General features: G+C 63.2%; 28 protein-coding genes. 12 read left to right on the forward strand and 16 right to left on the reverse strand.

Going from position 1 to position 25,636, the window contains the following annotated elements:
* The first annotated feature begins 61 nt into the window (after positions 1-61).
* On the forward strand, positions 62-1,630 hold the full coding sequence (locus BM193_RS09985) for an EAL domain-containing protein (protein ID WP_092798039.1): 1,569 nt from the start codon (positions 62-64) through the stop codon (positions 1,628-1,630).
* Positions 1,627-1,980: a hypothetical protein gene (locus BM193_RS09990; RefSeq protein WP_092797589.1), complete on the forward strand. Its 354-nt coding sequence runs from the start codon at positions 1,627-1,629 to the stop codon at positions 1,978-1,980. The genes BM193_RS09985 and BM193_RS09990 overlap by 4 nt, the downstream gene beginning before the upstream one ends.
* A 3-nt stretch (positions 1,981-1,983) precedes the next feature.
* On the opposite strand, the gene BM193_RS09995 is transcribed toward BM193_RS09990, so the two are convergent.
* Entirely contained in the window at positions 1,984-3,336 is a 1,353-nt protein-coding gene (locus tag BM193_RS09995) for a serine hydrolase (RefSeq protein WP_092797590.1), read from the reverse strand.
* 366 nt (positions 3,337-3,702) lie between these two features.
* The gene (locus BM193_RS10000; RefSeq protein ID WP_139176105.1) at positions 3,703-4,656 is read right to left on the reverse strand and encodes a VirK/YbjX family protein; all 954 of its coding nucleotides are present in this window, start codon (positions 4,654-4,656) and stop codon (positions 3,703-3,705) included.
* Between the two features lie 190 nt (positions 4,657-4,846).
* On the opposite strand from BM193_RS10000, the gene BM193_RS10005 reads away from it, so the two are divergent.
* The 5 genes from BM193_RS10005 to BM193_RS10025 are packed head-to-tail and all read left to right on the forward strand — an operon-like array spanning position 4,847 to position 7,427.
* The gene (locus BM193_RS10005; protein WP_092797592.1) at positions 4,847-5,455 is read left to right on the forward strand and encodes a hypothetical protein; all 609 of its coding nucleotides are present in this window, start codon (positions 4,847-4,849) and stop codon (positions 5,453-5,455) included.
* Positions 5,456-5,484: 29 nt separating this feature from the next.
* Positions 5,485-5,919, forward strand: coding sequence for a DUF1801 domain-containing protein (locus BM193_RS10010; RefSeq protein WP_092797593.1), 435 nt, complete (start codon positions 5,485-5,487; stop codon positions 5,917-5,919).
* A 38-nt stretch (positions 5,920-5,957) separates the two neighbouring features.
* Positions 5,958-6,467 carry a hypothetical protein gene (locus BM193_RS10015; protein WP_092797594.1) on the forward strand — a complete coding sequence of 170 codons (510 nt, stop codon included), beginning with the start codon at positions 5,958-5,960 and terminating at the stop codon, positions 6,465-6,467.
* Between the two features lie 22 nt (positions 6,468-6,489).
* Entirely contained in the window at positions 6,490-6,939 is a 450-nt protein-coding gene (locus BM193_RS10020) for a GNAT family N-acetyltransferase (RefSeq protein WP_175533224.1), read from the forward strand.
* The gene (locus tag BM193_RS10025) at positions 6,936-7,427 is read left to right on the forward strand and encodes a DUF3592 domain-containing protein (protein ID WP_092797596.1); all 492 of its coding nucleotides are present in this window, start codon (positions 6,936-6,938) and stop codon (positions 7,425-7,427) included. Before BM193_RS10020 ends, BM193_RS10025 begins: the two co-directional genes overlap by 4 nt.
* Before the next feature lie 144 nt (positions 7,428-7,571).
* On the opposite strand, the gene BM193_RS10030 is transcribed toward BM193_RS10025, so the two are convergent.
* The gene (locus BM193_RS10030) at positions 7,572-8,594 is read right to left on the reverse strand and encodes a DNA-binding protein (protein WP_175533225.1); all 1,023 of its coding nucleotides are present in this window, start codon (positions 8,592-8,594) and stop codon (positions 7,572-7,574) included.
* A 257-nt stretch (positions 8,595-8,851) separates the two neighbouring features.
* Between BM193_RS10030 and BM193_RS10035 the strand changes: the two genes are divergently transcribed.
* Complete coding sequence (locus tag BM193_RS10035) at positions 8,852-9,835, forward strand: tyrosine-type recombinase/integrase (protein ID WP_254786017.1); 984 nt, start codon at positions 8,852-8,854, stop codon at positions 9,833-9,835.
* Between the two features lie 487 nt (positions 9,836-10,322).
* Here BM193_RS10035 and BM193_RS10040 read toward each other — a convergent pair whose 3' ends face one another.
* The 9 genes from BM193_RS10040 to BM193_RS10080 all read right to left on the reverse strand — a co-directional run bounded on the left by BM193_RS10040 (position 10,323) and on the right by BM193_RS10080 (position 19,041).
* Complete coding sequence (locus tag BM193_RS10040) at positions 10,323-10,679, reverse strand: hypothetical protein (RefSeq protein ID WP_092797599.1); 357 nt, start codon at positions 10,677-10,679, stop codon at positions 10,323-10,325.
* A gap of 185 nt (positions 10,680-10,864) precedes the next feature.
* A complete protein-coding gene (locus tag BM193_RS10045; protein ID WP_092797600.1) occupies positions 10,865-12,058 on the reverse strand; it encodes a serine hydrolase domain-containing protein in 1,194 nt (397 codons plus the stop codon).
* A 125-nt stretch (positions 12,059-12,183) separates the two neighbouring features.
* Entirely contained in the window at positions 12,184-13,653 is a 1,470-nt protein-coding gene (locus BM193_RS10050) for an aminotransferase-like domain-containing protein (protein ID WP_092797601.1), read from the reverse strand.
* 9 nt (positions 13,654-13,662) lie between these two features.
* A complete protein-coding gene (locus tag BM193_RS10055) occupies positions 13,663-14,247 on the reverse strand; it encodes a LysE family translocator (protein ID WP_092797602.1) in 585 nt (194 codons plus the stop codon).
* 180 nt (positions 14,248-14,427) lie between these two features.
* Complete coding sequence (locus tag BM193_RS10060) at positions 14,428-14,913, reverse strand: MarR family winged helix-turn-helix transcriptional regulator (protein ID WP_092832304.1); 486 nt, start codon at positions 14,911-14,913, stop codon at positions 14,428-14,430.
* A complete protein-coding gene (locus tag BM193_RS10065) occupies positions 14,906-16,237 on the reverse strand; it encodes a S41 family peptidase (protein WP_175533226.1) in 1,332 nt (443 codons plus the stop codon). Before BM193_RS10065 ends, BM193_RS10060 begins: the two co-directional genes overlap by 8 nt.
* 536 nt (positions 16,238-16,773) lie before the next feature.
* Entirely contained in the window at positions 16,774-17,226 is a 453-nt protein-coding gene (locus tag BM193_RS10070; protein WP_092797605.1) for a PaaI family thioesterase, read from the reverse strand.
* Positions 17,227-17,298: 72 nt separating this feature from the next.
* On the reverse strand, positions 17,299-17,823 hold the full coding sequence (locus tag BM193_RS10075) for a MarR family winged helix-turn-helix transcriptional regulator (RefSeq protein WP_175533227.1): 525 nt from the start codon (positions 17,821-17,823) through the stop codon (positions 17,299-17,301).
* 45 nt (positions 17,824-17,868) lie between these two features.
* The gene (locus BM193_RS10080; protein WP_092798040.1) at positions 17,869-19,041 is read right to left on the reverse strand and encodes a citrate synthase; all 1,173 of its coding nucleotides are present in this window, start codon (positions 19,039-19,041) and stop codon (positions 17,869-17,871) included.
* 100 nt (positions 19,042-19,141) lie between these two features.
* Here BM193_RS10080 and BM193_RS10085 point away from each other — a divergent pair, with 100 nt between their 5' ends.
* A complete protein-coding gene (locus tag BM193_RS10085; protein WP_092797607.1) occupies positions 19,142-19,684 on the forward strand; it encodes a GNAT family N-acetyltransferase in 543 nt (180 codons plus the stop codon).
* A 22-nt stretch (positions 19,685-19,706) separates the two neighbouring features.
* Positions 19,707-20,771, forward strand: a complete 1,065-nt coding sequence (locus tag BM193_RS10090; protein WP_092797608.1) for an NAD(P)/FAD-dependent oxidoreductase — start codon at positions 19,707-19,709, stop codon at positions 20,769-20,771.
* A gap of 3 nt (positions 20,772-20,774) precedes the next feature.
* Here BM193_RS10090 and BM193_RS10095 read toward each other — a convergent pair whose 3' ends face one another.
* The 4 genes from BM193_RS10095 to BM193_RS10105 all read right to left on the reverse strand — a co-directional run bounded on the left by BM193_RS10095 (position 20,775) and on the right by BM193_RS10105 (position 23,305).
* A complete protein-coding gene (locus BM193_RS10095) occupies positions 20,775-21,197 on the reverse strand; it encodes a hypothetical protein (protein ID WP_092797609.1) in 423 nt (140 codons plus the stop codon).
* A gap of 148 nt (positions 21,198-21,345) precedes the next feature.
* Positions 21,346-21,558, reverse strand: a complete 213-nt coding sequence (locus BM193_RS29350) for a DUF6434 domain-containing protein (RefSeq protein ID WP_092797610.1) — start codon at positions 21,556-21,558, stop codon at positions 21,346-21,348.
* Between the two features lie 27 nt (positions 21,559-21,585).
* Positions 21,586-22,161: a hypothetical protein gene (locus BM193_RS28295; protein ID WP_139176107.1), complete on the reverse strand. Its 576-nt coding sequence runs from the start codon at positions 22,159-22,161 to the stop codon at positions 21,586-21,588.
* A gap of 262 nt (positions 22,162-22,423) precedes the next feature.
* Positions 22,424-23,305 carry a LysR family transcriptional regulator gene (locus tag BM193_RS10105; RefSeq protein ID WP_175533229.1) on the reverse strand — a complete coding sequence of 294 codons (882 nt, stop codon included), beginning with the start codon at positions 23,303-23,305 and terminating at the stop codon, positions 22,424-22,426.
* A gap of 97 nt (positions 23,306-23,402) precedes the next feature.
* Between BM193_RS10105 and BM193_RS10110 the strand changes: the two genes are divergently transcribed.
* Together BM193_RS10110 and BM193_RS10115 are read left to right on the forward strand one after the other, a co-directional pair.
* A complete protein-coding gene (locus tag BM193_RS10110; protein ID WP_175533230.1) occupies positions 23,403-23,987 on the forward strand; it encodes a GNAT family N-acetyltransferase in 585 nt (194 codons plus the stop codon).
* Positions 23,988-24,105: 118 nt separating this feature from the next.
* Positions 24,106-25,605, forward strand: coding sequence for an MFS transporter (locus BM193_RS10115; protein WP_092797613.1), 1,500 nt, complete (start codon positions 24,106-24,108; stop codon positions 25,603-25,605).
* Positions 25,606-25,636: the final 31 nt, after the last annotated feature.

Here is a 25,636-nt window from a genome sequence, read left to right on the forward strand (position 1 = left end):
GTGCGCAACGGAAGCCGCAAATCGCCACGCGCAGCAGGTGATGTTCGGTGCGGAGAATCGCATGCGCAGAAAACGCATTATCGTGACCAGCGTCCTGGTCGCCGTCATCGGCGTGGCCGCTCCCCTGAGCCTGGCCTTTTACTTGTCATCGGTGCGCGCCGAGCAGGGCGAGCAGGAACGCCTGCGCCTGCTGGCCGGCTACGCGCTCGAGCGCGCCCACCGTTCCATTGCGTCGGCCAGCGCCGCCCTGCGCAGCGCCGATGCGCTGGATCTGGCGCCGTGCTCTGAGGCGCATGTCCAGCAATTGCGCCGCATCACCATCACCACGCGCAGCATCGACGATATCGGCTACGTGCAAAACGGCTTGCTCAAATGCACGTCCACGGGCATCGAAGAGGCACGCATCGCCGTCACGCCCGCCGATTTCACCCTGGCCAACGGCACGGGCATCGATTTCAACCTGCGCCCCGTTGTCAGCGGCGGCAAGCGCATGGTGGGACTGTCCTACCGTGCCTACAAGGTACTGATCGATCCCGTGCGCTTTTCCGACGTCATCGTCGACAGCGATATCCAGATGGCCGTGGCGATCGGCAGGGAAGGCGTGCTCGACACCTTGCACCATCCCGACCCCGCGCTGGTGCAAAGCTTGCTCGCCGGGCTGCCGGCGACGGGGGACGCCGCGCACGACGGCAGCATCCATGCGACGCTGTACCGCGATGGCTTGACGGCCGTCATGATCGAGCCGCGCAGCAAGCTCAACGACAGGCTGCGCCGCGAACAGCTGCTGCTCCTGCCGCTGGGACTGCTGATGGCGGCCTTTATCTTCGGCATCGTCGTGTGGCTGTCGCGCCGGCGCCTGTCGCTGCGCGGCGAACTGGAGACGGCGGTCGAGCGGCGCGAATTCTTTGTCCACTATCAACCCATCATCGCACTCGACACGGGCGTATGCGTGGGCGCCGAGGCGCTGATCCGCTGGCGCCGCCCGGACGGCAGCATGATACGGCCCGACCTGTTCATCCCCGTGGCCGAGGAAAGCGACCTCATCTTGCCTATCACGGACCAGGTGATCGCCTGCGTCATCGCCGACATGCGCGCCGCGCTGGTGGCCGACCGCGAACTGCACATCGCCATCAACCTGTGCGCCAGCGATATCGAGACGGGCCGGGTGCTCGACGTGCTCGAGCGCGCCCTGGCCGGCACGGGCATCGAGGCGCAGCAGATCTGGCTGGAAGCGACGGAGCGGGGCTTCATCAACGTGGAAGCGGCGCGCGCCACGATCGAAAAGGCCAGGGCGCGCGGCCATGCGGTGGCCATCGACGACTTCGGCACCGGTTATTCCAGCCTGTCGAGCCTGCAAAACCTGCCGCTCGACGCCCTGAAAATCGACAAGTCCTTCGTCGATACCATCGGCACGGACGCGGCCACCAGCAGCGTCACGCCGCACATCATCGCCATGGCGCGCACCTTGAACATGCTGATCGTGGCCGAAGGAATCGAAACGCAGCGGCAAGCCGATTATTTGTTGGAACGCAAGGTCGAATTTGGCCAGGGCTGGCTGTTTGCGAAAGCGCTGCCGGCCGCGGAATTCCTCGCCTTTTACGCCACCCGCCGCCTGCCATCGCCCCCATGAAACAGCCACGCTTTCCCTATTCCCTGCAACCGCTGCGCGTCCCGGGCGGCTGGCACATCACCGTCAACACCCTGTTCGAGGTGGAGCCGGGGCCCGATACCATGCAATGGTTCAGCAGCGCGCTGCTGCTATGGGGCAACTGCCGCGACAGCGGCTACTGCTTCAATTCTCATTTTGAACCGGAAGACGATCCCGATGGCGAGTTCGTGCTGGAGATGGGCAAGGTGGCCTACGACCGCCACGGCAAGATCGTCCAGGGCAGCGACACCTTCCTGGGCGAGTTTCGCACGCGCAGCAAGGCGGCGTTTGTTGCGCGGGTCGAGCAATTCATGCAAGACCCGCTTGGGTGACGGTTACGGCTTGCGCGGCAAGACCACATCCTGGCCACCTTGCTTGAGCACGGCGTTGGCGATCTTGCCCGCCGCATCGCGCGTAAAGGCCAGATCCGCGTCGATGGCGCGGAAGAAAAATTGGTCTTTCGCGCTGGCAAACAAAGGCGCCGAACCGACGCCCGTGCCGGCCGCTTCCAGTCCCTGCTTGCCCAGGGTCACGGTCAACGTGAAATCCTTGTCCAATGAATACTCGCCCACATACTCGGCCAGCGCGGCGCGCGGCAGTTCGATGGCGGCCTGCGGCTTTTTCAGCGGCGGCAAGGGCGTGCCGGGCAGCAAGGCGGACAAGCCCAGCGCATCGACGGTGCGCGCCGTATTCGTCAGCACCACCACGCCCCGCTTGCCGTCCGTCGTGAACGCCGCATAGCTGGTGTAGCCGCCCGTCTGGCCGCTGTGCCAGGCGTAGGCCTGGCCCTGTTGCTGCTCCAGCAGCCAGGCCAGGCCGATTTGCGTCTCGCTGCCGGGCGCCAGCGGGCGCTGCGGCTGGATCGCCAGCGCATACGGCCGCAGCGGCTTGAACATGTACGCTTGCAGGTAGGCCACCATGTCGCGCGCGCTGGAATACACGCCGCCGGCCGGCGCCACCACATTCAAGTCCCAGGCGGGTGTCGGCTCGCCCGACAGCAAATGGCCGGGCGCCAGGCGCGCCAGCATGCCGTGCGTAGGCTGGTTCGAGGTCGAGCGCATGCCCAGCGGCACGGCGATGCGCGACTGCAGCAGCGCTTCATAGCTGGTGCCGGCCTGTGCGGCCAGGGCCGTGCCCAGCACGGCGTAGCCGATATTCGAGTAGTCAAAGCGCGTGCCCGGCGCGTGCGGCAGCCGGTAGGCGGCGAGGAACTGCCGCTGTTTGGCTGGCGTGTAATCGGCATACGGGTTGGCGGGGTTTGCCGGCGTGAAATTGTCGGGCAGGCGTGGCAGCGAGGAGTAATGCGTGGCCAGGTCGAGCAGGCTGATCTGCTTGCCGTCGAAGGCAGGTACCGTATAGCCCGGCAGCAATGTGGCCACCGGTTCGTCGAGTTTGACTTTGCCTTCGGCGACGGCGTCGGCCAGCAGCAAGGCCGTCATGGTCTTCGTGACCGAGCCGATCTGGTAGACGGTATCGGCGCCCGGCTTGCCGGGTTTGCCAGGATGGGCCGTGCCAAAGCCGTAGACGGCGCTGTCCTTGCCGTCGATCACGGCGATGACGATGCTGGCGTGCATGCCCGTGCGCGTGAGGTCTTCCGCGCGCTGGCGCACGGCGTCGTCGAGGGAGGGCGCGGCCAGGGCGGCGGTGCTCAGCAAACAGAGGGGGAGGAGGGCGAAGGTGGGTGTCATGGGAACCTGTCAAGAGTTGGACTGAACGGCAAGTTCACGCCAGCCCTTGGATAAAGTGGCTGGAATGAACGCCGAGCATAGGTCATCTACATGAAGAAATCCTGAGTTTTACGCCATGTTTGCCGAATGAGTAATAGCAAGGCTGGACCTGCCGTTTGGCGAACGTTGCCGTGCCCTGCTGGTGCCGGAGCAGCGCGATAATGCTGTCCGTGGCACACCAGGGTTTTCGCGCGGTCGCGCACGGATGCGTCGAGCGTCGGCGTGGCCAGGGCGCCGCAGGTGGCGCGGGAGGCAACCGACACAAACAGGGAACGCAGGCGTGGGGATCATCGATGCCGCCAGGGGAAAGTTACCGAAAAGAAAGCATCATGGCATCGTTGCATGCTGGCTGGTTTGGCAAGTTCCCTGCGCCAGTGTTGTCACCGGCGTATCGAGCCAGCCCGCCAGCTGCGCGCGCATGTCGGCGGACAGGCATTGCAGCAATTCACCGCGGCGGCGCGCATCGGCGCGTTTCCTTGACGGCAGCTCGGCCAGGTCCGGCGCCCGGTAGCGCGCGCAGGGCAGGTGATAATTGCCGTCGCGCATGCGCAGGGCGTGCAACTCCTGCCAGGCCTGGTCGTAATCGGCGGCAATGCGATGACGGCGGCGCGCATTCAGGGCGATGCGGTTGTCATTGCTGATCAAAAACACATTATTACAGGCGAAAAAATCGCCGAAATCGCGCAGCGCCGTGACCATCAGGTTTTTCGGACGGCAACCGTACAGCGCCCGCGTGGCCGCCTTGACCGCCTGTGCGCCCGCTTCCGAGCGCAAGCCCTGCAGCGCGCCCAGCTGCAATGACACGCCGTCAGCGCGCGGCAGGAATAAAAAGCTGGCCAGGTACAGGGGCTGCTCATCGCGCGTCAGGCGCAGGCACAGTTCGCCTTCGCGGTGGCTGTCGTGGATGGCCGTCAGTTGCAGGCGGTACACGGCACCGTCCTTGCCGGTGATGCTGGCCAGCACCATGGGTCGCCGCGCCGCCTGGTCCACCAGCCGGCGCGCCCCGGCCTGCCAGAGGAAACGGTAATGGCCTTCCAGCAAGGCCAGGCGATCCGTGCAACGGAGCCGGCGCGAAGCGTAGGGGCGGTAAATCTTGAAGCGCAGGCAAGGATGCAGCTGCGCCAGCGAGCTCAGGCCCGGCATGCTGCCCAGGAAAGCGTGCCAGCGCGTGCGCTGGCGGGGAAAGAAGAGGGCGCCCAGTGCCGCCTTCAGGCGGTGGCCGCCGGCGGCAGGTGGCGGCACGGCGGCGCCGTCGTGCAAGGTCAAAGCGATGTCATTCATGGTTGTGCCGGAAAATGGCAGGCGCTGCACAATGAGAGCCTTGCCGATTTGAATGCTACGCCGGCCAGGTGAATTTCATATGAAGAAGCGATACCCATGCGTATTTAGAGGAGGGCAACTAAACATTTGCTTTTTGGTAACTTGGTCGCTTATGCTCGCGGCACTGTGACCCGATGAAATGATTGCGCCCATGAAACACCGCCAGATGCTTGCCATTCCCATGCTCGTTGCCGCACTGGCGGCCCAGGCACAGGACCGTACGGCCGATCCTCTGGCACCATTGGCGCAATGCATCAACCGCAGCCAGTTCCAGTTCAAAACGCGGGACCGCTTGCCGGCCAGCGCCACCACGCGCATCGTCAGGATGAAGGAGGAAGAGCGCCGGGTATCGACGGCCGACGGCTACCGGCTGATGTTGTTCCGCAAGAGCAGCCAGCCCTTCGTGAATCTGAAGATCGAACGCAGCGCCGACGGCTGGTTTGCCGCCGACCGCGAGACCATCGTGGCCTACATGCAGGAGATGTCGGCCGGCAGCAGGCTGCCGCAACAACTGCCGCTGGAAACGGACACGCGCCAAGGCGTGGAAGTGCTAGGATTGAATAACGCCAGCATCGCGGAGACACTGGGCATTATCAGTTTCTATACGCTGCTGCATGCCGCCAGCGGCACGGTCGCCACCGCCTACGTGCTGAACCAGCCGGCCGACCGGCGCGATTTTGCCACGGACGCCCAATACCAGGCCTTGCGCGACCAATTCATTGCTGCGCTTGCCCATTGCATGGCCGATCCTGCGCACTAAGGCAAGCGCACAGGAAGGAGACGTGAACCATGAAAAAAGCTGCAACCAGCACCCCGCCCGCCGAGGAAGCGGCAGGCACCGAACCGGCCGCCAGCCTGATCGACGCGAAGATCGCCTCGCTGGCGGACTGGCGCGGCAAGACCCTGGCCGCCGTGCGCGCGCTGATCCACCAGGCGGACCCGGACGTGGTCGAGGAAGTCAAATGGCGCGGCGTGCCCGTCTGGTCGCATGCGGGCATGATTTGCACGGGCGAAACGTATAAACTGGCCGTGAAACTCACGTTCGCCAAGGGCGCCGCCTTGCCCGATCCGGCCGGCCTGTTCAATTCCAGCCTGGACGGCAACACGCGCCGGGCCATCGACATCCACGAAGGCGCGCATCTCGATGCGGCGGCGTTCAAGGCGCTGATACGCGCCGCCGTGGCGCTCAATACGGCGCCGAAACCAAAGCGAACGACGACTTGAGACATTATCTGTATATCTGGCACGACCCGGAAGAGCGCATGATTGTTGCCTCCGGCATCGAATTGAACGATGTGATTCCCGCGCTGCGGCACGCGGACGGCATCGTGCTGCGCAGGGGCGGCGCCGGGACGGCAGCGAAACCCGCCCCGTACCAGGCCTTGGCGCGGCGGCAGCTGCCGGCCCTGGCCCGGGAAGACCTGTACGCCTGCGGCAGCCACGCCTGGGCCGATTACCGGGGCGGGCCGCCAGCCTGCGGCGATGCGGACGTGGCCGCGTTGCTCGGCCACCGTGGCGCCCTCACGCCGCCTGCCGCCTTGCGCGGCCGCTTTCTCGCCTTTGCCCACGACGACGGCTGGTACCTGAAGCTGCTGTATGTGGCATGGGACGATGTGGTGCAGCTTCTCGCCGGCGCCATCCCGCCAGCGATGGGCGCGCTCGACATGGATGCGCTGCAGCAGGGAAGCGACGGCTACTGGCTGCAGGACGGCGCGGTCCAGATGGAAGTGAAAACCCACGATATCGACAGCGTGCTGAACCGGCGCCTGTAGCTTGGTGATGCGTGCTCCAGCCATGTCCATCTGCCTGATTCGCCCCTACGCCTGTGCGGATTTGGCGGCCTGCACGGCCATCCTGGCCCTGGCCGGGCGCGATTCCTTCGGCCCTGTCGCCGGCAGCGCCGCATTCTTGGCCGCGACGCAGGGCGAAGACCTGCTCGTTGCCGAACGCGACGGCACTGTCGCCGGCTTTGCCGCCGTCTACACGGGCGACGCGCCCGAATACTTCCTGCACCACCTGTACGTGCATCCGGCGCACAGCGGACGGGGCATGGGCACGCAGCTGCTGGCCACCGTGGTGGCGCGTTTCGGCCCCCGCCTGAGCCTGAAGACGCAGCTGGCCAATACGGGCGCGCGGCGCCTGTATGCGCGCGCGGGCTGGATCGAGGACGCAGGCGATGGCGGCGTGGACGCCATGGGCGCGTGGATACGCGTGCGCTACCGGGCCGCAGGGCCTGTGCGATGAAGGACCCTGGCGCGATGGAACCGGCCCTGGCAAGAATGATGGGCTGGTTCCTGATCCTGTCGGCCATTCTGGCCGGCTATTTTTCCTTCTGGTGCGCGTACGACAAGCTCACGTCACCCGCATGGCCCGTGACCAGCGCCGAAATCGTGCGCAGCAGCATGTATCAGCGCACGGGCAAGTCGCAGGACTGGTGCGTCAAGCTGGCCTATCGCTACCCTGTGGAGGGCAAGGCCTACCGAAGTGCGCGCATCGGCGTCTCGCGCATTGGCAATGCCGGCTGCCACCGCGACCAGGCCGTCACGGCCTGGCGCCTGGCCAGCATGGCGCCAGGTGCCCGCATCCGGGTGCATTACCGGCCGGGCGACCCGGGCGATACCGCCGTCTTCCTTGCCAGCCTCGATGTCCTCGATTATGTCGGCGTCGGCTTTGCGCTCGCCCTGTTCGCGCTGGGGGTGTGGGAAGCACGCAAGCGAGCTCCAGGCGCCTGACATGTCGCTCCAGGGCAGATCGTGATGCCCGCTTATCGGCAGACACCTGCCCGCAGATGGGGCGCGTCTGGCGCAGCAAGCCTTGAACGCTGGCCAGACCCGTCCTGGGGAGCGCCATGGAGATTCCCGGCCAAGTAGACCGGTTCAAACAGCGCGTTTCTCCTGGCTATCCATGAGCAGGGCCAGCCGGGCCGCCATGCCGGCATTGTCGCGCAGCAAGCCGTCGCGTTCCTGCGCCAGCGCTTCGGCGCGCTGCTGCATTGCCTGCGTATTCTCCGCCAGCATGTCGAGCTGCTTGTCCTGCGCGGCCAGCGCCACCTTGGCGTCGTTCAGCGCCAGCAGGGCCGTATCGAGCTTGGCCAGCAGGGCGTCGGCGGACGCGGCCGCCTGCAGGTATTGAAACTCGAACTGGTCGCGCTCGGGGCGCACGGTGGCCAGGGCCTCGCGGTCGGCGGCCGCTTCGCTCGCTAGCCGCGTTTGCTCCGCCTGCAGCTGCACCAGGCGCATGTCTTGCTGCACCAGGGTCGCCTGCTGGCCTTGCAGCCGCTGCTGCAGCTGCGCGTTGTCCTGCTCCAGACGGCTGATCCGTTGCTGCGCCTGCGCCCGTTCCTCGCTGCGCTGGGCGGCGGACGCTTCCTGGTAATGGTCGAACTGCGAGCGCACCTGCGCCAGCTGGCGGTTCAGGGCGGCGACTTCCTCGCCCCGGTCCGCCAGGCGCTGGGTCAGGCCCGCGTTATCGCTGTGCAGGGTGGCCAGGGTGACGGCGCGGAAATGGTGCTCTTCCTTCAGTTGCGCCAGCGCATGCTGCGTGGCGCGCAATTCCTGGGTGAGGGCGGCGCGCACCTCCGTCAGCTTCAATCGTTCGCTTTCCGTCTTCTTCAGTGTTTCCAGCGCCGCGTCGCGTTCGGCGCGGTGCCGCTGCATGCCGCTTTCCAGCTGCTGCGCCACGTCGCGCTGCTGCTTGTCATAGACGCCGCGCATCGCTTCCATCAGTTCGGCCGGCAAGCCCGCCTCCGTTTTCACGGCGCCCGCGCCCTGGAACTCTTCCTTCCAGCGTTTCAGCAGGGGAGCGATGGTGCTCTTGCTGCCCGTGCTGCCCAGCGCTTCGCGCACGCTGTCGACCGTGGGATTGCGCCCATCGGCAGCGACAATTTGGGCTGCTTTCATAACATCAGAGTACAGAATGCCGGTGCGGGCCATAAAACCACCTATGAGCGAAATTTAGTAATGTATTACATGATACGTAATACGCCATAATATTACGATATAAATTTTACTTATTTTTGACAAATATAAGATGCGATAAGATCGCTTATCGCGTGTTATGGGGGTGTCTGGCATGGTATTCTGCGTGTCTCCCAGTACACAACCGCGATGTCGCCGCCGCCATGCCCGATTTGCCCCTCCCGAAACGCCGCCTTGCCGTGCCCAAAAGCACCGCCCTGGCTCCTGTGCCGTTACGCGGCGCCCTCGTCGATGCCGAACTGGCCGCGCGCCACCAGGCGTTTCTCGCCGCCGCCACCTCCGACAACACGCGCCGCACCTACCGCTCCGCCATCCGCCACTTCCAGGCGTGGGGAGCAGGGTTGCCCGCCGACGAGTCCTGCGTCATCCGCTACCTGATGGCGTATGCGGACAGCCTGAACGCCCGCACCCTGGCCCTGCGCCTGACGGCCCTGTCGCAATGGCATGTGTACCAGGGCTTTGCCGATCCGGCGTCCACGCCGACGGTCCGCAAGACCCTGGCCGGCATCGCCCGCCTGCATGGCAAGCCGAAAAAGAAGGCGAGGGCGCTGCCGCTGGAAGACCTGGAAAGGATCGTGGCGCAACTCACTGCGCTGGGCGGCATCAAGGCCTTGCGCGACAGCGCCTTGCTGCAACTGGGCTTTTTTGGCGGGTTTCGCCGTAGCGAACTGGTGGGTTTGAAGCTGGAAGATGTCAGCTGGGAGCCGCAGGGCCTGGTGATCACCTTGGCGCGCTCGAAAACGGATCAAGCGGGGGCAGGCATCGTCAAGGCGATCCCGTTCGGCGACGGCGTCTGCTGTCCGGCCACGGCCTTGCGCGCCTGGCTGGCGGCGGCGCAGATTGACTCGGGGCCGCTATTGCGCACCGTCAATCAATGGGGCCACGTGAGTGCGAAAGCGTTGCATGCGAGCAGCATCAACACGATCTTGGAAGGCTGTGCCAGGCTGGCGGAGCTCGATTACGTGCCGGAACTATCGAGCCACAGCCTGCGCCGCGGCATGGCCACCAGCGCCCACCGGGCCGGCGCCGATTTCCAGGCCATCAAGCGCCAGGGCGGCTGGCGCCACGACGGCACCGTGCATGGCTATATAGAAGAGGCGGGGCGCTTCGAGGAAAATGCGGCGGGGAGTTTGTTGAAGGGGAAGAGGAAGGCGGCACCGTGAGGGGCCATCCAGCGCTTTTACCCGCCTGGCACCGGCTTCCTTATCTGCCACACCCAAGAACAGGAAGCCAGCACTGACGACATACCGATGTATCCAGGCCATTGGTCTTATCGATAGAGGCGCCAACGTCGGCAAGAATCTCGTCATCTTCGCTTTCTCGCCATGGTTTAGCCCAAAGAATTTCTTGGCCAGATTCAGCCGCAAAGTGCAGCTGCGGCCACGCCTACGCACGACAACGCATCAAAAATTCACACATATTCACAAAAATTCGCCGGGCGCGGCGAGCACCATGTCGACGCTGTTTGGCGGAGGCGAGTACATCCCGGCACCTTTTGTCTGCGGCTGGCCAGTCGCGGACCGGTAGTAGCCGTCATCTGGCCAGTGCTTGTGAGTGGTTCCGCCGCGCATGGAGTATGCGCGGCGATGCACAGTGCTGAAAGAGAAGAGACCAAGTCGGATCCTGCATTGAGCGCCTGTTTCCTTCCCATTACCTTGGAAAAATACCATGGGCATAGGCGCCCCAAAGCCGCCGGATGAAGGCGATATCAGCGCCATGGAGATTCGCCTGGGTAATGAGACCAAAATCATCGGAAACATAGGCGGCCAAGTCCGGATTGGCCGTCAGTCGGAACACGGTCTTGAAGACCGCTTCCCTGACCTCCATGGTCGCCTTCTCGTCTAGCGGATAGCCGGCCGCCAGCTTTTCGCTGCTCTCACGCCAGCCGGCATCGAAGGCGCCACTGTCTCTTGCGTCAAGTGCCGCATCCCAGTCGAGCGCTTGCCCGAAAATTCGTTCGAAAAATATCCCGTTGTTGATCTTGGCTAAAATGTCGCTGCTTTGCATCGTCTCTCCTATGGGCTCGTACCTGGCGGATCCACAGTATGGGCCGACGCATACGCTGCCTGATATTTTTCCTGTTCAATAATGCGCCCCCCAAATGACCGCGACTGGCCGGTTGCCGCGCCTGGCACGCTTTTCAACTCGACATCGGCGCAGACCGTCGAATGGTGTTGATGGGGTTCCGCAATCTACTTCGACGTCGACGCAGTGGTGACGAGGTAGTTGGTCCAGCCATATTCGCGTGCGATTGCGCGCAGCACTTCATTGATCAATTCCTGACCATTGTCGCTATTTGTCATGACGATCGCTCCCTGGCCAGCGGACGTATAGGCAAACATCATGTTCCGAAAACCTGCGTTGCCTCCCGCATGGTAAAAACTGCCGCGGGCATCGGTTTTTTCACCGAGGAACAAGCCGAGCCCGAAGTCTTCAATTCCCGGCTTTAGCATTTCATGCATCATTTTCTGTGACAACACCTTGTTTGATTTGCCGGCAGCGCTCTGCTGAATGTCGATGACGAAGCGGGCCAGATCCGATGGGGTTGTCCACAACGATGCGGCGGCCATCTCCGGATAACGATGCCATTTTCCCGGCACTTCACTGCCATCGGCAAGGTAGGCGCTCGATGCCGCAGACTCCCATTCGGCAGGAAGGACGAAGGCACTTTCACGCATGCCGATTTTGTCCAGTACGGCATGTTGCAGGAACGTGTCAAAGGGCTCGCGCGTGGTTTCTGTCAGCATGAGCTCGACAATTTCATAAGCGCCACCGGAATATTTCCATGCGCTGCCTGGCAACGCTTCCACGCGTACCGGATCTGAGTTGGCCGGAGGTTTCCCATCGAGCACCTCAAGAAGCGTGGGCACGGGTTCGCCGGCAGCATAGCCATGGAAGCCATGCCCTCCAATACCCGCTGTATGACTGAGCAGGCCACGCAACGTCACCGTGCGCCGCGCACTCAAGGCATTCACCGGGAGCTTCCAGGCGGTCAGGCTCAGGTTGATGTCTTCATCGAGCGAGAGCTGGCCGGCTTGCACAAGGGTCATTGCCGCCATCGCTGCCACGGGCTTACTGATGGAAGCGGCCTGAAATCTCGTGTGTTCGTTGACAGGGCGGCCGCTGGCGACATCGGCCAGACCGAATCCGCGCGCCCAGTCAATCACGCCGTCATTGATGACCGCGATACTGATGCCCGGCACCTTCAGGGCTGTCATCCGCTCGGCCAGGCGCGCCCGCTGTATGGGCGCGCCGGCTGCTGCCGCTGGCAGCAAGCCGTTCTCCACTCGCGCTATGCGTGCTTCGAGTGCGCTGTCCAGTTTCTGGGCGTGGACGGCGCTGCAAATTGAAACAGCCAGCGTAGCGACAACGAGTATTTTTTTCATCGGATCGTATCCAGGCGAGAGCAAAGAAGTCAGCCGAGTGTAAAGCAAGATTGATTATCTGGCAATATTCGAAGGGGGCCAGGCACTCGGCATCGATGGCATGGCGGGAGAGGAAAGGGCGGCTGCTATTCAGGATGGTCCGGGACGCTGGCGGCGGCGCTGGCCCGGGCCAGGCTGGAGCGCGCGCTGGCCACGGCGTGCAGGCGTTCCTCCAGGTAGGCGCTCACGCGTGGATGCTGGCTGAAGGCGACGTTGAAACGGATGTGCCGGTTCGGCGTGTCGTTGGCCGAGAACGCGGCGCCGCGCATCAGCAGGATCTTGTTGCGGTAGGCGTCCTGCACCAGCAAGTCCACGTCCAGCCCTGCGGGCATGCTGCCCCACAGGAAAATGCCCGCGTCGCCGGGTTGCTCGAACAGCACGCCGGCCGCGCTCAGTTGCCGCGTGCTGGCATTGCGCGCCACCATGATCTTGCGTTGCAGCCGCTCCAGGTGCTTGCGCAGGTTGCCGGCCTTGAGCACTTCCAGCAGCACGTATTCGTTGAGCGCAGGCAAGGTCATGATGGAATGGATCTTGGTGCGCATCAACAGCTTGAGCAGGGCGGGCGCCGCGGCCAGGTAGCCCATGCGCAGGGCCGGGCTCAGCGCCTTGCACAGGCTGGAATAGTAGATCACGCCGTCCAGTCCGGACAGCGACGCCAGCCGCGTGCTGTGGCCCGGCTGGAAATGGCCGTGCACGTCGTCTTCGGCGATCAGGAAGCCGTATTGCCGCGCCATGACCAGCACCTTGTGCAGGTTGGCGGCGCTGCTGCTCCACCCGGTGGGATTGTGCAAGGCCGTCTGCATGAACAGCAGGCGCGGACGGTGCGCGCGGCAGGCCGCTTCCAGTTCGTCCAGGTCGAGGCCGTCGGGACGGCGCGTGATGGGCACGAGGCGCACGCCGTCCTGGCGCAGCCGGCCGAACATCAGGAAGTATCCGGGGTCTTCCACCAGCACCGTATCGCCGGGCTGCAGGAAGGTGCGGCAGATCAGATCGATGGCATGCGTGCCGCCGAACGTGGTGAGGATGTGGCTGGCGTCCGCCGCGATGCCGATGCCGCGCAGCAGCAGCGCGATCTGCTCGCGCAGTTCGGCCAGCCCTTGCGGCGGACAGCGTGAGGCCATGCCGGCCGCGCTGCGCGCCAGGCCGCGTTGCACGGCCGCCGCCGGCAGCGCGTCCTGCAGCCAGGTGGGCGGCAAGGCGCCGCTGCTGGCCAGCTGCACGCCCGGCCGCTGGTCGTTCACTTGCTGGCTCAGCCAGACCGGCTCCTGCTCCTGGCCCGCTTCCAGCGCCACCTCGTCGGGAATGGCGCGGCTGGCGTCGGCCGGCGCGCGGACGAAGAAGCCTGCCGTGCCGTGCGTATCGATGACGCCGGCGGCCACCAGCCTGTCATACGCCACCACCACGGTGTTGGTGCTCACGGCCAGTTGCGTGGCGAGCTGGCGGATCGACGGCAGCCTGGTTCCGCCAGCCAGGGTGCGTTGCGCGATCTGCTGGCGCAAGGTGGTCTCGATCTGCTTGAACAGGGCGATGGGGGAGGAGCGGTCGATGGCGAACATGGTGGCAGTCTAGCGTAAAAACGTCACGGCGAGGACCAGCAGGATGGCGCCCATCGCCAGATTGAAGATGCGCTGGTTGCGCGGCGCTTTCAGCACGCCGCGGATCGACACGCCGAACAGCGCCCACATGGCGTTGCACGGCATGCCCACCACGGTGCCGATCACGGACACCAGCAGCGCGCTGGCGAGCATGTTGCCGTGCGCCGGCATGAAGACCGAGGCCATGGTGATCGCCTTGAGCCAGCTCTTGGGGTTCAGCGCCTGAAACAGCGCCGCCTGCGCGAACGACACGGCCTTCGGCGCGCTGCTTCCCGCCACCGAGGCGCCGGCCAGCTTCCAGGCCAAAAACATCAGGTACAGCGCGCCCGCGACGCGCAGCAGCTGCTGCGCCATCGGGTACGCGACGAACACGCTGCCCAGCCCCACACACATGAGCATGGTCTGCACAAAGATGCCGGCCTGGATGCCGAGGATGACCGGCAGCGCCCCGCGATAGCCGAAATTGGCGCCGGTGGTGGCCAGCATGACGTTGTTGGGCCCGGGCGTGGCGGACATCACGAAGCAATAACTCATCAGGGGCAGAAGTTCGGTCATGGCAGGCAGCCGCAGCGTGGAGAAGGCCCCAGTCTAGAAGCGCGGCACGGCAGCGGCAAGACACAAGGCGGCGCGTACAGGCACATGCTGTATCAGTCGGACGACTGCTACAGCGGCGACACCGGCGCCCCGTATTTCAGCCATCCTGACCACGCCAGGCAGGCGTGGACACCGTGTCCGTCAGTCCGGGGAACTGATGCGTTTGTCCAGCGGCCTCGCGTTGAGCGCATCGGCGGCCCGGTCGACGAATTGCCTGACGTTTCCCACCTCGGCAAACAAGCCGGCATAGGCCGCCCGTATCAGCACCGTGCACTGCTCGAATTTCGCCAGCTGCGACAAGCCTTCATCGGTGGGCATGAACAGCCGTCGCCGGGCATCATGGTCGTCGTTCCGATACCGTATGAGGCCCAGGCGGAGCAGCTTTGGTATCTTTTGCATGACCAGCTGGTGCGAATGTCCGAGTTCGCGCGCCAGATCCGAGGCGGAGGCCGAGCCGAGCGTTGCCAGAACAGCCATCAGCGAACAGGAGCGAACCGGGATGACGATCCCCATCGTATCGAAGACCGTCTTGGATTGCTCGGCGATCAGGACGCTCAGCCGTTCGACGGCGCGGCCGAGAAATACGGCGTCATCGATCGCGGCCGGGTCTAGTGTCTGTTTAGTCAAGGCGCTTGTACCTCTGGATGCTGCCGTCCTTGTTCACGCGTTCCAGTTCCGTCACGTTCCCACGCGAAACATTCAAGCGGTATCGAAAATCTGACACGCCTTCCACCGCGAACAGGTTGGGGCCGATCGGCTCAAGCGCGACCCGAAGCCGTTCGCGCCAGAGATAATAGAGGGTGCCATTGTCCAGGATGAGCTGGCGGCCTTCATATTTTCCGGCCGCTTTTGTCAGCACCGCGGCGTCGACGTGCGGGCGCTCGATCGCTGCCGTCAAGCTGGGGAGCAGCCAGGCCAGTTCGGTTCGCCTGGCCTCATCGGTCTTCGCCAGATTTTCAAGCGCCAGCTTGTGCGCCAGCGGCAGCGCGCGAATCGAGGGGCTGGCGATATCGGGTGGCACGCCGGTCCCCTCGAAATCGCCATGGTCCACGGGATCCTGGATCTGGCCGATCGGCACTTGCACGAAAAACTCGTCGTTGAGCGGCTTGCGTGCGACCGGATGCGCACCGCCAGCGGTCCGCTCCCCGATCAGGGTTGCGCGCCCGAGCTTCTTCATCGCATAGGAAAACCATTCTGCGGAAGAAAACGACGTGGAGCCGGTCAGGATATAGACGGGCTTGTCCACCATGCGCTTGCCCGGCAAGCCCGGCAGCACCCATTGCCCGCGCTGGATACGCTTGCCATCCTCATTATAATAATAGTCGAAGAGCAGCTGGTCTTTCTCGCTGGAGAAGAAATAGCTCGCCAGGAATTGCGCCATTTCCAGATGTCCGCCATTGTTATAGCGCAAGTCGATGATAACGGCATCCGTATTGCCGACGAAGCGCATAACGGACGCGGCCGTATCATAGGCAAGTTCGGGATCGGCAAAATAGCTGAACCGTATATAACCGATATTTCCCTTCAGGCGGGCGACCTCGTCGAAACCGAAATTGCTTTCCTCCAGCCTGCGCGATTCTTCTTTTCGTATACCGGCCTTGAGCGCCGGATCGGCCTTCGCCTTGAATTCCGCGATCCACTGCGCGTCGGCACCGACGAAAAAATGCAGGTCGCCGCTGACTTTGAGGAGATCGCCGGTCAGCTTGCTCGCAAACTCAGCCTTCGTGGTCGCCGCGTCGTAGTCTCCCTTCTTCAGACGCTCCTGAAGCACCGGCGCAATTTTTTTTGCGATGTCCGGAAACGGGTAGTTCGCATTCAGGGCGCTATCGAGGGAGGCGATAACCGCGCTCTTTTCGTCCCGCGAGAGGGCCGGTGCCTCGGCAAAAGCGCTTGATGCGTAAACGATGGACAGTGCCGACAGCGTTTGAAGCAGACATAAGTGATAGCGCATTCTTGACGTTCCCCCACGGTGAAAGCCGATCATACAATATATTGTGCAATATATTGTATAAAATATGCGAGGTGCGCCCGGGGCAGGCTGGTGTTCGTCAAGCTCAGCTTCCGGCGGCGCGTGCCCAACGCTGCGCCAGTTTCTCAAGGAATCGCATTGGCATGACGTCCTTGTGTGTCTTGCGCCAGACGCGATAGCTCACCAGAAGATCGGCGCCAGTATCATTGCGGTGCGGCGAGAAAACATGCGCGCAGTGTCAATTGCTGTGCGTCTCCAGGAGCGATGCCAGCCTCTTCTTTGCCGGACCAGAGTCTCCACAATGAAGCGTGACTGCAATGTCCTTGATCGCGTCGCCAAAACTGCCACCTCGCGCCAGAAGACCATCCCCAATCGGAGACAAGGTCGTGTGACCGCCGTAGCAATGACAGGATTTGGCGCTGACATGGAAACCCATTGGATGCCGCCTTTCATGCAAAATTCCAATCTTGCTGAATGGCGATGCCGCTGAAAACCGCACAAACGAATGCCGGGCGGTATCACCCGGCCGCTTGTTCCCGGGGCCGGATGATCATGCAGGTGGCCGTCGCGTGGGCGTACACTTTACCGGCTTCGTCGCGGATGGTGCCTTCGGAAATGACCAGGTTGCGGCCCGCATTGATGACCTTGCCTTCCGCAAAGACCGTCACGTTGAAGGGCAGGGGACGGCACATCTTGATGTTCAGGTCCGTCGTGCCATAGCTTTCGCCGGCCGGCAAGACCGTGTGCGTGGCGCAGCCCGTGACCGTGTCGAGCACGGTGGCGGCGAAACCGCCGTGCACGCCGCCCATGGGATTCGTGTGGTTTTCATTCGCCGTGGCCGTGAAGATGACTCTGCCGTGCTCGATCGTGTGCGCATCCATGGGCATGGTCTTGGAAATGCCGGGCCGGGGGAACAGGCCTTGCGCGAACGCTTGCATCAGTTGCAAGCCGGTCATGTCGTTGGGGTGCATGGTAACTCCTGTGGGTGAGAAAAAAGGGGATGAAAAATGCTTGACCGAAGGGCAATGACCGGGGGCAGCCCCTCAGGGTCTGACCCCGGCTTTTGTCTGTGGGGTGGCTTGATCTTGCGCAAAACGCAGGCGCGAGGCGTGCAGCAGGAAGCGGGCGACGATGGCCAGCTCTTCCTCGCTGAAACCTTGCTTGAGTTGTTCATTCAGGCTGTCGAGCAGGGGCAGGGCATGGGCCAGCACCTCGCCACCCTTGGCCGACATGTGCAGGGTGCCGGCGCGCGCGTCGAGCGCCGACTGGCCGCGCACGATCAGACCGTTTTCTTCCATGCGCGCCACCAGGCCCGTCACGGCCGAGTTTTTCAGCTGCAATGCCCGGCCCAGATCCTTCAACTGGCAGCCTTCCTCGCCCTTCAGGGCAAACAGGGCGACCACTTGCGTGCCGGAAAACCCCAGTTCGCTGGTGAAGACGGCATCGGCCGAGCGGAACAGGTTCTGGCGCGCCAGGTTGAGCAGGTTGAACAGGCGCGGCGAACGCTCGCCCAGCGGGCAGGCGGCGGCATCGGGGAGGTCGGATTGGGGCGAGGTATTGGTACGCATGCGAAGTATACTACTACGCATGCGTAATAAATCAAGCGACTATTTTCAGTCGCGCTGGTGGCGCCCCACGTAGCGGGCGCGCGGGCGGATCAGTGCCGCGCTGGCCGCTTGCTCGATGGCATGCGCGATCCAGCCGGCCGAGCGGGCCAGCGCAAATACCACCATGGCCGCGCCCTCGGGCCAGCCGAACGCCAGTTCCATGGCGGCCAGCGCCAGGTCGGCATTCGGGCGCGCATCGAGCAGTTCGCTTGCCGTGGCGCAAATGGCCAGGATGGCGGCCAGATGGGGGTGTCCGGGCGACAGCGCCGACAAGCGGTCCAGCAGATACGCGGCGCGCGGGTCGCCGTCTGGATACAGCGGGTGGCCAAAGCCGGCGAATTGCGGCGCGATGGTCTGGTAATAGGCGGCAATGGCGCCTCTGGCATCCGCTGCGGCCAGCGCCTGCGTCAACATGCGCCGGACCGCCGCGCTGCCGCCGCCATGCTTGTCGCCGGACAAGGCCGCCAGCCCGGCCATCAGCGCGGCGGGCAGGCTGGCGCCCGTCGAGGCGACGCAGCGCACGGCAAAGGTCGATGCATTCAGTTCATGGTCGGCCAGCAACACCAGCGCGGCGCGCAGCAGTTCCGTTTGCTGCGCATCGGCTTGCCACGCCTGCGCCAGCTGCAGGTGCAGCGGCAGGATGGATGGCGCCGTCCGGAGCAGGGCGGCGGCCAGGATGCGCATCAGGGCGGGGCCGGATGGCAGCGAGGGCGCCATGTCCGCTGTCGCCAGCATGGCCATGGCGAACATGGCGCGCGCCAGCGGCGGCCCGTCCGGCGCCCCGGCCAGCCCTGGCGGCAGGGCCGGTGCTTCCTGCTGAAAATAATCGCCCGCCTTATCGTCCCACAGCAGGCCGGCGGCCGTCTCCAGCGTCGCGGACGCGGCCAGCGCCGTCGCATCACAGCCCCGGTACAGCAGTCGTCCATCGAGCATGTGGGAAATGCGCGTCTCCAGCACGGGCAAGCCCCAGTGCATGGCGGCCACGGCCGCCTGGCCACCGCGCTTGGCGTCGTTCTTGCGGGCCGCCAGGCGCAGCACGTCTTCCTGCGGATAGCGCTTGCGGCGCGACACGCCATTGCCGACGGATGCCAGCAGACCCCGGCTCACATAGGAATACAGGGTGGGCAGGCTGACGTTCAAGAGGCGCGCAGCCTCGGCAGCGGACAGATCGTTGTTCATGGCGGCCATTGTAGCGGCTGTCACTTTATATTGATTGATGGAATCAAGATTGACGGGCCGGACCACGCCTCACTAGACTCATGCCTTTCCAGGAGTCCCCATGAGCAGATTTACCATTCGCACCCTGCGCCCCGACGATGCCGCGCCCTTGCTGGCCTTCGAGCAAGCCAACCGGGCCTGGTTCGAGCGCCATATCGACCGGCGTCCCGACGATTTTTACAGCGTCGACGGCATCGCCGCGCACGTCGCGCACTTCCTGGGCGAACATGCACAGGGCCGCTTGCATCCCTGCGTCATCGTGGATGAACAAGGACAATTGATCGGGCGCGCCAACCTCAAGGATATCGACGGCCAGACGCACACGGCCGAAGTGGGCTACCGCATCGGGCAGCAGCAGGCGGGCAAGGGCCTGGCCACGGCCGCGCTGCACCATCTGATCGCCCTGGCGCACGACGAATGGCAGCTGGCCAGCTTGTGCGCCTACGCCATCGATGGCAATGCGGCATCGATCCGCGTGCTGGAGCGCTGCGGTTTCGTGCGGGGAAGGGCCGTGCCCGATATCGCCGTGGTGGAAGGCAATGTTGTCGATGGCCATGCCTATGCGCTGGAGCTGCGGGCGGCTGGGGTAGACTCTGCCCTGTGATCAACAAGCAAAGTTGGCAGAGATGACTCATGAAGGCCCCAACCGTCCAGCACGCATCGTCGTCATCGGCGCCGGCATCGTCGGCGCGTCGCTCGCCTACCACCTGGCCAGCAAGGCCGCACAAGTCACCGTGCTCGAGGCGGGCGGCATCGCGTCCGGCGTGACGGGCACTTCGTTTGCGTGGATTAACACCTCCTGCGCGGGGCCGGACCCCATTGCAGCCCTGCGCGGCGGCGCCATCGCGGCCTGGCACCAGCTGGAAACGCAGGTGCCGGGATTGACGCTGCGCTGGCACGGCGCCTTGTCGTATGGCACGCAGGACGGGCGGGTGTCTTCGTCATCCATCGTGCTGGACGGATCGGGCATCGCCCAACTTGAACCGCAACTGCGGCGGCCGCCGGAACAAGCGCTGTACGAGCCGGAGCAGGGCGCCCTCGATGCCGTTGCCGCCACCCACGCCTTGCTGGCGGCGGCCAGGGTGCTCGGCGCGACGGTCCGCACACACACGCCCGTGCTGGGTTTTGCCGTCCGGGACGCGCAGGTGACTGGCGTGGAAACGGTCGCGAGCCTTATCGAGGCCGACATGGTCGTGCTGGCGGCAGGCACGGGCACGGCCCGCCTGGCCGCGCAGCTGGGAGTTGACTTGCCGATTCACGCCTCGCCCGCCATCTTCCTGCGCTACCAGGCACCGCCCGGCCTTGTGCGCGCGATTATTTCCAGCCATGCCATGGAAGTGCGGCAAGCCGAGGACGGGACCATGCTGGCAGCGGAAGATTACGTGGACGACGCACCGCACAACCAGCCGGCCGCTATCGCGCTACGCACTGCCAGCGCGATACGGGAAGAACTGGAGGGCGCGGACTTTTTGAGACCTGAGCTGGCCTGCATCGGCCTGCGCCCCATGCCCGCAGACGGCGTGCCCATCATCGGCTCTCTGCCAAATATCAAAGGAGTGTACGTATGCGCCATGCATCCGGGCGTGGCGCTGGCCGCCATCGTGGGCCAGCTGGCCAGCGGGGAAATTGTCACTGGCGAGCCAGCGCCGGCCCTGGAGGCGTGCCGGCCCGCGCGTTTTCTGGCGTGCTGACTATTAAGGCACGGCTACCACGAACACGGGCAGGATGAACGGCGCCGCCTCTTGCGCATCGCCTTCCTCCGACGGGGCCTGCATAGAATTCTCATTGCGCCAGTCCCCGTTCACCACGCGCTCGGCGATCAGCGCCAGATCCTGCGTTTCGCGCAGCGCGCAGCGAAACGGCAGCCGCCCATGCGAGCGCGACACCAGGCTGTAGCGCAACTGCCGGCATTGCGCGTCGTGCCAGCAATAGAACAGCATATCCTCGCCCTTGACAGCGCTGCGGCGGGCCGCGATCACCTGGTCAATAAATTCAACAATATCCGCCGCATGGATCTGCGGCGTTTCCACGTCCGTGGGCGAAAAGCTCCACATATTGGTTCGGGCTTCGTGGTTGATGTCGTCGGGGGCGATCTCCACGGCATCGTCCTTGGCCATGGCTAGCCAGCTGTTGACGACAGTTGAGTGAATCATGCAAAGCTTCCAATACATATTAATATCTGTCTATTCTCGCATGGAGAAGGACATGCTCTGCTGGCGCGGGGCCCGCATTGTCTTGCCTATCGAGTTCATTGCCAATAGATATTTAACCGGCCTGCCCATACCAGAGTGTCCATTCATCCGCGACATAGCCCCTGGTTTTGACGGCGCGATCGCCGATCCAAGCCATGAATTCATGCTCAAGCTTGAGCTTTGTCTTGCACTGAGCAAGCAGGAAGCGCCAGACGTTTTGGGTGCTTTTTTTAGTGCGCGTCAGCAACCATATGCAAAGTGATGATCTCGCCGTACCAATTGACATTCATGAGGCACTCCCTCCTGAAGTATATTACTTGCCACTTTTCTGTGAGGTGGAATTCTCATAACAATGACAATGCCCTGTTAAATAGCCGCAAATGTAATTAATTATACTTCTAAGTAATATTATTTCATCAAAATTGGCTTCTCTTCTAAGGCGAGTGAACATAGTGCCCAATGGACTTCCCACCTTTAATACATCTCCATCAGAAATCCTCTTGTCCAGTTGGTGTGCACATTGATTTCGAAGTTTGTTCAAATTCCTAAGAGATGAAATTATATGATCCCCAAGTTCATCAAATGCATCAACAATTATCAATTTTTGATGAAAGGAGAGAGCAGCATTCTCGATTACTTTGTCGCCACGCGGAAACTTGAATGTTATATAGCGTTCCAACAAACTCTCTGAAAATAAATGCGCCCTTAAAATAAGCATTGTTGGATCACCTTCATCACCGATTGCTGCAGTGAATTTCTTGAATTCGCGCTCACGAGCCAGTTTCTCTTCATCATCCTCATCGTTAACGATATCAATAGATTCTCCACCTTTCACAGACTCTACAACTTCATCAGAAGGATCAACTGCCTTTTTTAGAACTTCTCGCATATTTTCACCTGCCCATTTTAAAAATATTTATTATTGCAAGAGAAATATGGTTTTAAAAAACCATTTTCACTGCGCTCTTATCCTAGATCGCCTTGATCTATCTTTGCCTTATCATCTTGGATTTCTAAAAATTCATATGGATTATTCAATTAATCCTCATTTTGAAATAGGAAGCTAAGTTACAACACATCGCTCACGTTCGTAGTCATTATATTAAAAAACGACGACCTACCGATTGTTGTCTCTAATAATTCACGTCCCATCACCCCCGCGGCCCATCCGCCAGCAACTCCGCCAGCCTGTTCGTCAGCCACAAACTCGTCTCGCTCAGCTTCTTGCCATGAATCGACAAGCGCCGCACTGGCAGCCTGGATAACGCCAGCGCGGGGCAGGGCACTTCCTGCAGATAGCCCTTGTAGTTGTCGTAGTTGGCGATGTTCAGGGGCAGAATGGCCCAGCCCAGCTCGTCCGCGACCATTTCCGCGATGCTGTAAAAACTGTCGGAAAACCAGACGGCGGGGCTGAAGGCGTGTTCGCGGTTGAGCTCGGAATCCATGATCAGCTGGCGGTAGCGGGTCAGCTCGTTGCGGCTCACTTCCTGGCCATGGGCCATCGGGTGGCCTTTCGCCACGAACACGCCTTGCGCCACGCTGCCGATGTGCTGCTGTTCCAGCACGGGCGAGATCGGCCCGCGGTCAAAATGAAAAGCCACGTCGGCTTGCTGCTGCTCCACGTATTGCGCCACCTCGGACGCCGTGGCGTTGAGCATGACCAGTTCCAGCGCCGGGTAGCGCGCCGCCAGTTCCTTGACCAGGGTGCCGATGGCCAGGTAGGGCAGGGCTTCGTCCAGGGCCAGGGTCAGCTGGGCTTCGGGCGCCTCGCTCAGCAACTGGGCGCGCAGTTGCAGGCGCTCGGCCTGGCGCAGCAGTTCGCACGCTTCCAGGTGCATCACCTTGCCCGCTTCCGTCAGCACGGCGCTGCGGCGCGAGCGGTCGAACAGTTCCACGCCGAATTCCGCTTCCAGCAGCCCGATCGAGGTACTGACCACCGATTGCGCGCGGCCCAGCCGGCGCGCCGCGCCCGAGAAAGAACCGGCCGCGACGGCCGCCTCGAAGTAACGCATTTGTTCCAAAGTCCATTGCATGGCATCCACCTATCTGTTTTACAGATGGATTTTAACTTGAATGCCATTCAGGGGCGACATAAAATGCTTTTACATTTTCAATAACACGAGATCCGCCATGAAAAACGCTCAAGCCCAGACCCCCGCCATCAGCTTCAGCTGGTGCCACGACGCCAGCGCCGAAGACGCGCTGTGCCAGCTCTATCTTGACAACGTCAGCGCCGACTATATTTCCCATTCGGAGCTGCAGGGCGAACGCGCCGACGCGCCGGGCAACTGGCGCGCGGACTTGCCGGAAGTGATACGTGGCGAAATCCGCGCCGCCCTGTCGCACGACTGGGCACATGGCGATTCGACCCTGCTGGCCGTCGCCAGCGCCGGCGACGACATCGTCGGCATGGCCCTCGTTTCCATCGACACGCGCCAGCGCGCCTCGAAATCGTTCGCCGCGCTGGACGACCTGGTCTTGCTGCCTTCCGTGCGCGGCAGCGGCATCGGCAGCCTGCTGGTGGAGTGGATCGCCGGCGAATTGCGCAGCCACGGCATCGCCCGTTTGTTCCTCGAATGCGGCGCGCACAACCTGACGGCGCAGACCTTCTTCCAGGGCCGTGGCTTCAAGCAAGTGTCCGTCGTCATGCTGCGCGAACTCGATGTGCCGGAAGTGACGGCCGCCGTGGATGACAAGGATGGCGACCGTGGCTGACGCCCGCCGCCCCCGACAAGGCCAGGCCCGTGGCAGCCTGGAACGTAAATATTTGCGCAGCACCCGCTTTATCCACACCGATAGTTGTTAAAAGTTACACTGAACCCATGAGTTGTTTATGCATCCAATGAAAAAATGGCTGACGCTGGCCATCGTCTCCAGCGCCCTGTTCCTGATCGTGGTCGACATGACCGTGCTCTACACCGCCTTGCCCGCGCTGACGCGCGACTTGCAGGCCACGTCCTCGCAAAAACTGTGGATCATCAACGTCTACGCGCTGGTCGTCTCCGGTCTGCTGCCCGGCCTCGGCACCCTCGGCGACCGTCTGAGCCACAAACCCGTTTTCCTTGCCGGCCTGGCCGTGTTCGGCATCGCCTCGCTGTGCGCCGCGTTTTCGCCGGCTGCCGAATGGCTGATCTTTGCCCGCGTGCTGCTGGCCATCGGCGCCGCCTTGATGATGCCGGCCACCTTGTCCATCATCCGCCTGACCTTTACGGACAACCGCGAGCGCTCGTTCGCCATCGGCGTGTGGGCGGCCATCGCCTCGGGCGGCGCCGCCTTCGGCCCTGTGCTCGGTGGTTTCTTGATGGAACACTACTGGTGGGGTTCCGTCTTCCTGATCAACGTGCCCATCGTGCTGCTGACCTTGGTATTGGCCGCCGTCGTCCTGCCGAAACGGGCCGGCAACCGCGACAAGCCGTGGGACTTGAAGGGTTCGCTGCAAATCATGATGGGCCTGCTCGGTGGCGTGTATGCGATCAAGGAACTGGGCAAGTCGCAGCCGTCGTATGCGCTGGCCGCCGCCTCGTTCGCCGTGGGCGCCTTCTTCATGCTCACATTCGTGCGCCGCCAGAAGCGGCAGGCCAGGCCGCTGATCGACTTCGCCCTGTTCCGCGAACTGCCGTTTTCCAGCGCCGTGGCCGCCGCCATGGTGGCGTCCGCCGCCCTGATCGGCATGGAACTGGCGCTGAGCCAGCACATGCAGCTGGTGCGCGAGCTGTCTCCGCTGGAAGCGGGCTTGCTGCTGCTGCCGCTGCCGCTGGCGTCCGTGTTTGCGGGTCCGCTGACGGGTTTCATGCTGCCGCGCGCCGACAAGGCCAAGGTCTTGTGGGGTTCGCTGCTGCTGTCCGGCATCGGCATGGCATTGTATCTGGTGCTGCATGACGCCGCCGTCTCGGCCCAGGTGGCCAGCCTGGTGATCCTGGGCCTGGGCCTGGGCGCCGTCATGACGGCCGCATCGAGCGCCGTGATGCTCAACGTGGCGCCCCAGCAAGCCGGCATGGCCGCCTCGATCGAGGAAGTGTCGTACGAGCTGGGCGCCGTGATCGGCGTGACGGTGCTGGGCACCATCCTGTCGGCCGTCTACAGCGCCACCCTGGTGATTCCGGAAAGCGCGGGCCTGTTGCCGAACGCCCATGACACGCTTGACGCGGCGCTGCTGGCCGCCGAACAGTTGCCGGCCGAACTCGGCCTGCAAGTGTCGGAGCTGGCCCGTTCGGCCTTCGACAAGGCATTTATTGTCGTGTTGGCAACCGCGTCAGGCATCCTGATGGTGGCCGCCGCCACTATCCGCCATTTGCATCTGCGGGCGCGCCGCGTGGCCTGCAGGCCGGCCTGATCGCAGGCAACTGCCCGAAAAACCGTCGCCA

It is taken from the genome of Janthinobacterium sp. 344, assembly GCF_900112025.1.
Taxonomy (GTDB): Bacteria; Pseudomonadota; Gammaproteobacteria; order Burkholderiales; family Burkholderiaceae_D; genus Janthinobacterium.

Coding starts and splice junctions, on each gene's coding strand:
- BM193_RS10040 (WP_092797599.1), bottom strand. CDS start 10,679: ATGCAAAGCAGCGACATTTTAGCCAAGATCAACAACGGGATATTTTTC.
- BM193_RS10075 (WP_175533227.1), bottom strand. CDS start 17,823: ATGCGTACCAATACCTCGCCCCAATCCGACCTCCCCGATGCCGCCGCC.
- BM193_RS10015 (WP_092797594.1), top strand. CDS start 5,958: ATGATTGTTGCCTCCGGCATCGAATTGAACGATGTGATTCCCGCGCTG.
- BM193_RS10085 (WP_092797607.1), top strand. CDS start 19,142: ATGAGCAGATTTACCATTCGCACCCTGCGCCCCGACGATGCCGCGCCC.
- BM193_RS09995 (WP_092797590.1), bottom strand. CDS start 3,336: ATGACACCCACCTTCGCCCTCCTCCCCCTCTGTTTGCTGAGCACCGCC.
- BM193_RS10050 (WP_092797601.1), bottom strand. CDS start 13,653: ATGTTCGCCATCGACCGCTCCTCCCCCATCGCCCTGTTCAAGCAGATC.
- BM193_RS28295 (WP_139176107.1), bottom strand. CDS start 22,161: ATGCGAGAAGTTCTAAAAAAGGCAGTTGATCCTTCTGATGAAGTTGTA.
- BM193_RS10020 (WP_175533224.1), top strand. CDS start 6,490: ATGTCCATCTGCCTGATTCGCCCCTACGCCTGTGCGGATTTGGCGGCC.
- BM193_RS10105 (WP_175533229.1), bottom strand. CDS start 23,305: ATGCAATGGACTTTGGAACAAATGCGTTACTTCGAGGCGGCCGTCGCG.
- BM193_RS10080 (WP_092798040.1), bottom strand. CDS start 19,041: ATGAACAACGATCTGTCCGCTGCCGAGGCTGCGCGCCTCTTGAACGTC.
- BM193_RS10025 (WP_092797596.1), top strand. CDS start 6,936: ATGAAGGACCCTGGCGCGATGGAACCGGCCCTGGCAAGAATGATGGGC.
- BM193_RS09990 (WP_092797589.1), top strand. CDS start 1,627: ATGAAACAGCCACGCTTTCCCTATTCCCTGCAACCGCTGCGCGTCCCG.
- BM193_RS10030 (WP_175533225.1), bottom strand. CDS start 8,594: ATGAAAGCAGCCCAAATTGTCGCTGCCGATGGGCGCAATCCCACGGTC.
- BM193_RS10000 (WP_139176105.1), bottom strand. CDS start 4,656: ATGAATGACATCGCTTTGACCTTGCACGACGGCGCCGCCGTGCCGCCA.
- BM193_RS29350 (WP_092797610.1), bottom strand. CDS start 21,558: ATGTCAATTGGTACGGCGAGATCATCACTTTGCATATGGTTGCTGACG.
- BM193_RS10110 (WP_175533230.1), top strand. CDS start 23,403: ATGAAAAACGCTCAAGCCCAGACCCCCGCCATCAGCTTCAGCTGGTGC.
- BM193_RS10095 (WP_092797609.1), bottom strand. CDS start 21,197: ATGGCCAAGGACGATGCCGTGGAGATCGCCCCCGACGACATCAACCAC.
- BM193_RS10070 (WP_092797605.1), bottom strand. CDS start 17,226: ATGCACCCCAACGACATGACCGGCTTGCAACTGATGCAAGCGTTCGCG.
- BM193_RS10055 (WP_092797602.1), bottom strand. CDS start 14,247: ATGACCGAACTTCTGCCCCTGATGAGTTATTGCTTCGTGATGTCCGCC.
- BM193_RS09985 (WP_092798039.1), top strand. CDS start 62: ATGCGCAGAAAACGCATTATCGTGACCAGCGTCCTGGTCGCCGTCATC.
- BM193_RS10005 (WP_092797592.1), top strand. CDS start 4,847: ATGAAACACCGCCAGATGCTTGCCATTCCCATGCTCGTTGCCGCACTG.
- BM193_RS10010 (WP_092797593.1), top strand. CDS start 5,485: ATGAAAAAAGCTGCAACCAGCACCCCGCCCGCCGAGGAAGCGGCAGGC.
- BM193_RS10115 (WP_092797613.1), top strand. CDS start 24,106: ATGCATCCAATGAAAAAATGGCTGACGCTGGCCATCGTCTCCAGCGCC.
- BM193_RS10090 (WP_092797608.1), top strand. CDS start 19,707: ATGACTCATGAAGGCCCCAACCGTCCAGCACGCATCGTCGTCATCGGC.
- BM193_RS10065 (WP_175533226.1), bottom strand. CDS start 16,237: ATGCGCTATCACTTATGTCTGCTTCAAACGCTGTCGGCACTGTCCATC.
- BM193_RS10045 (WP_092797600.1), bottom strand. CDS start 12,058: ATGAAAAAAATACTCGTTGTCGCTACGCTGGCTGTTTCAATTTGCAGC.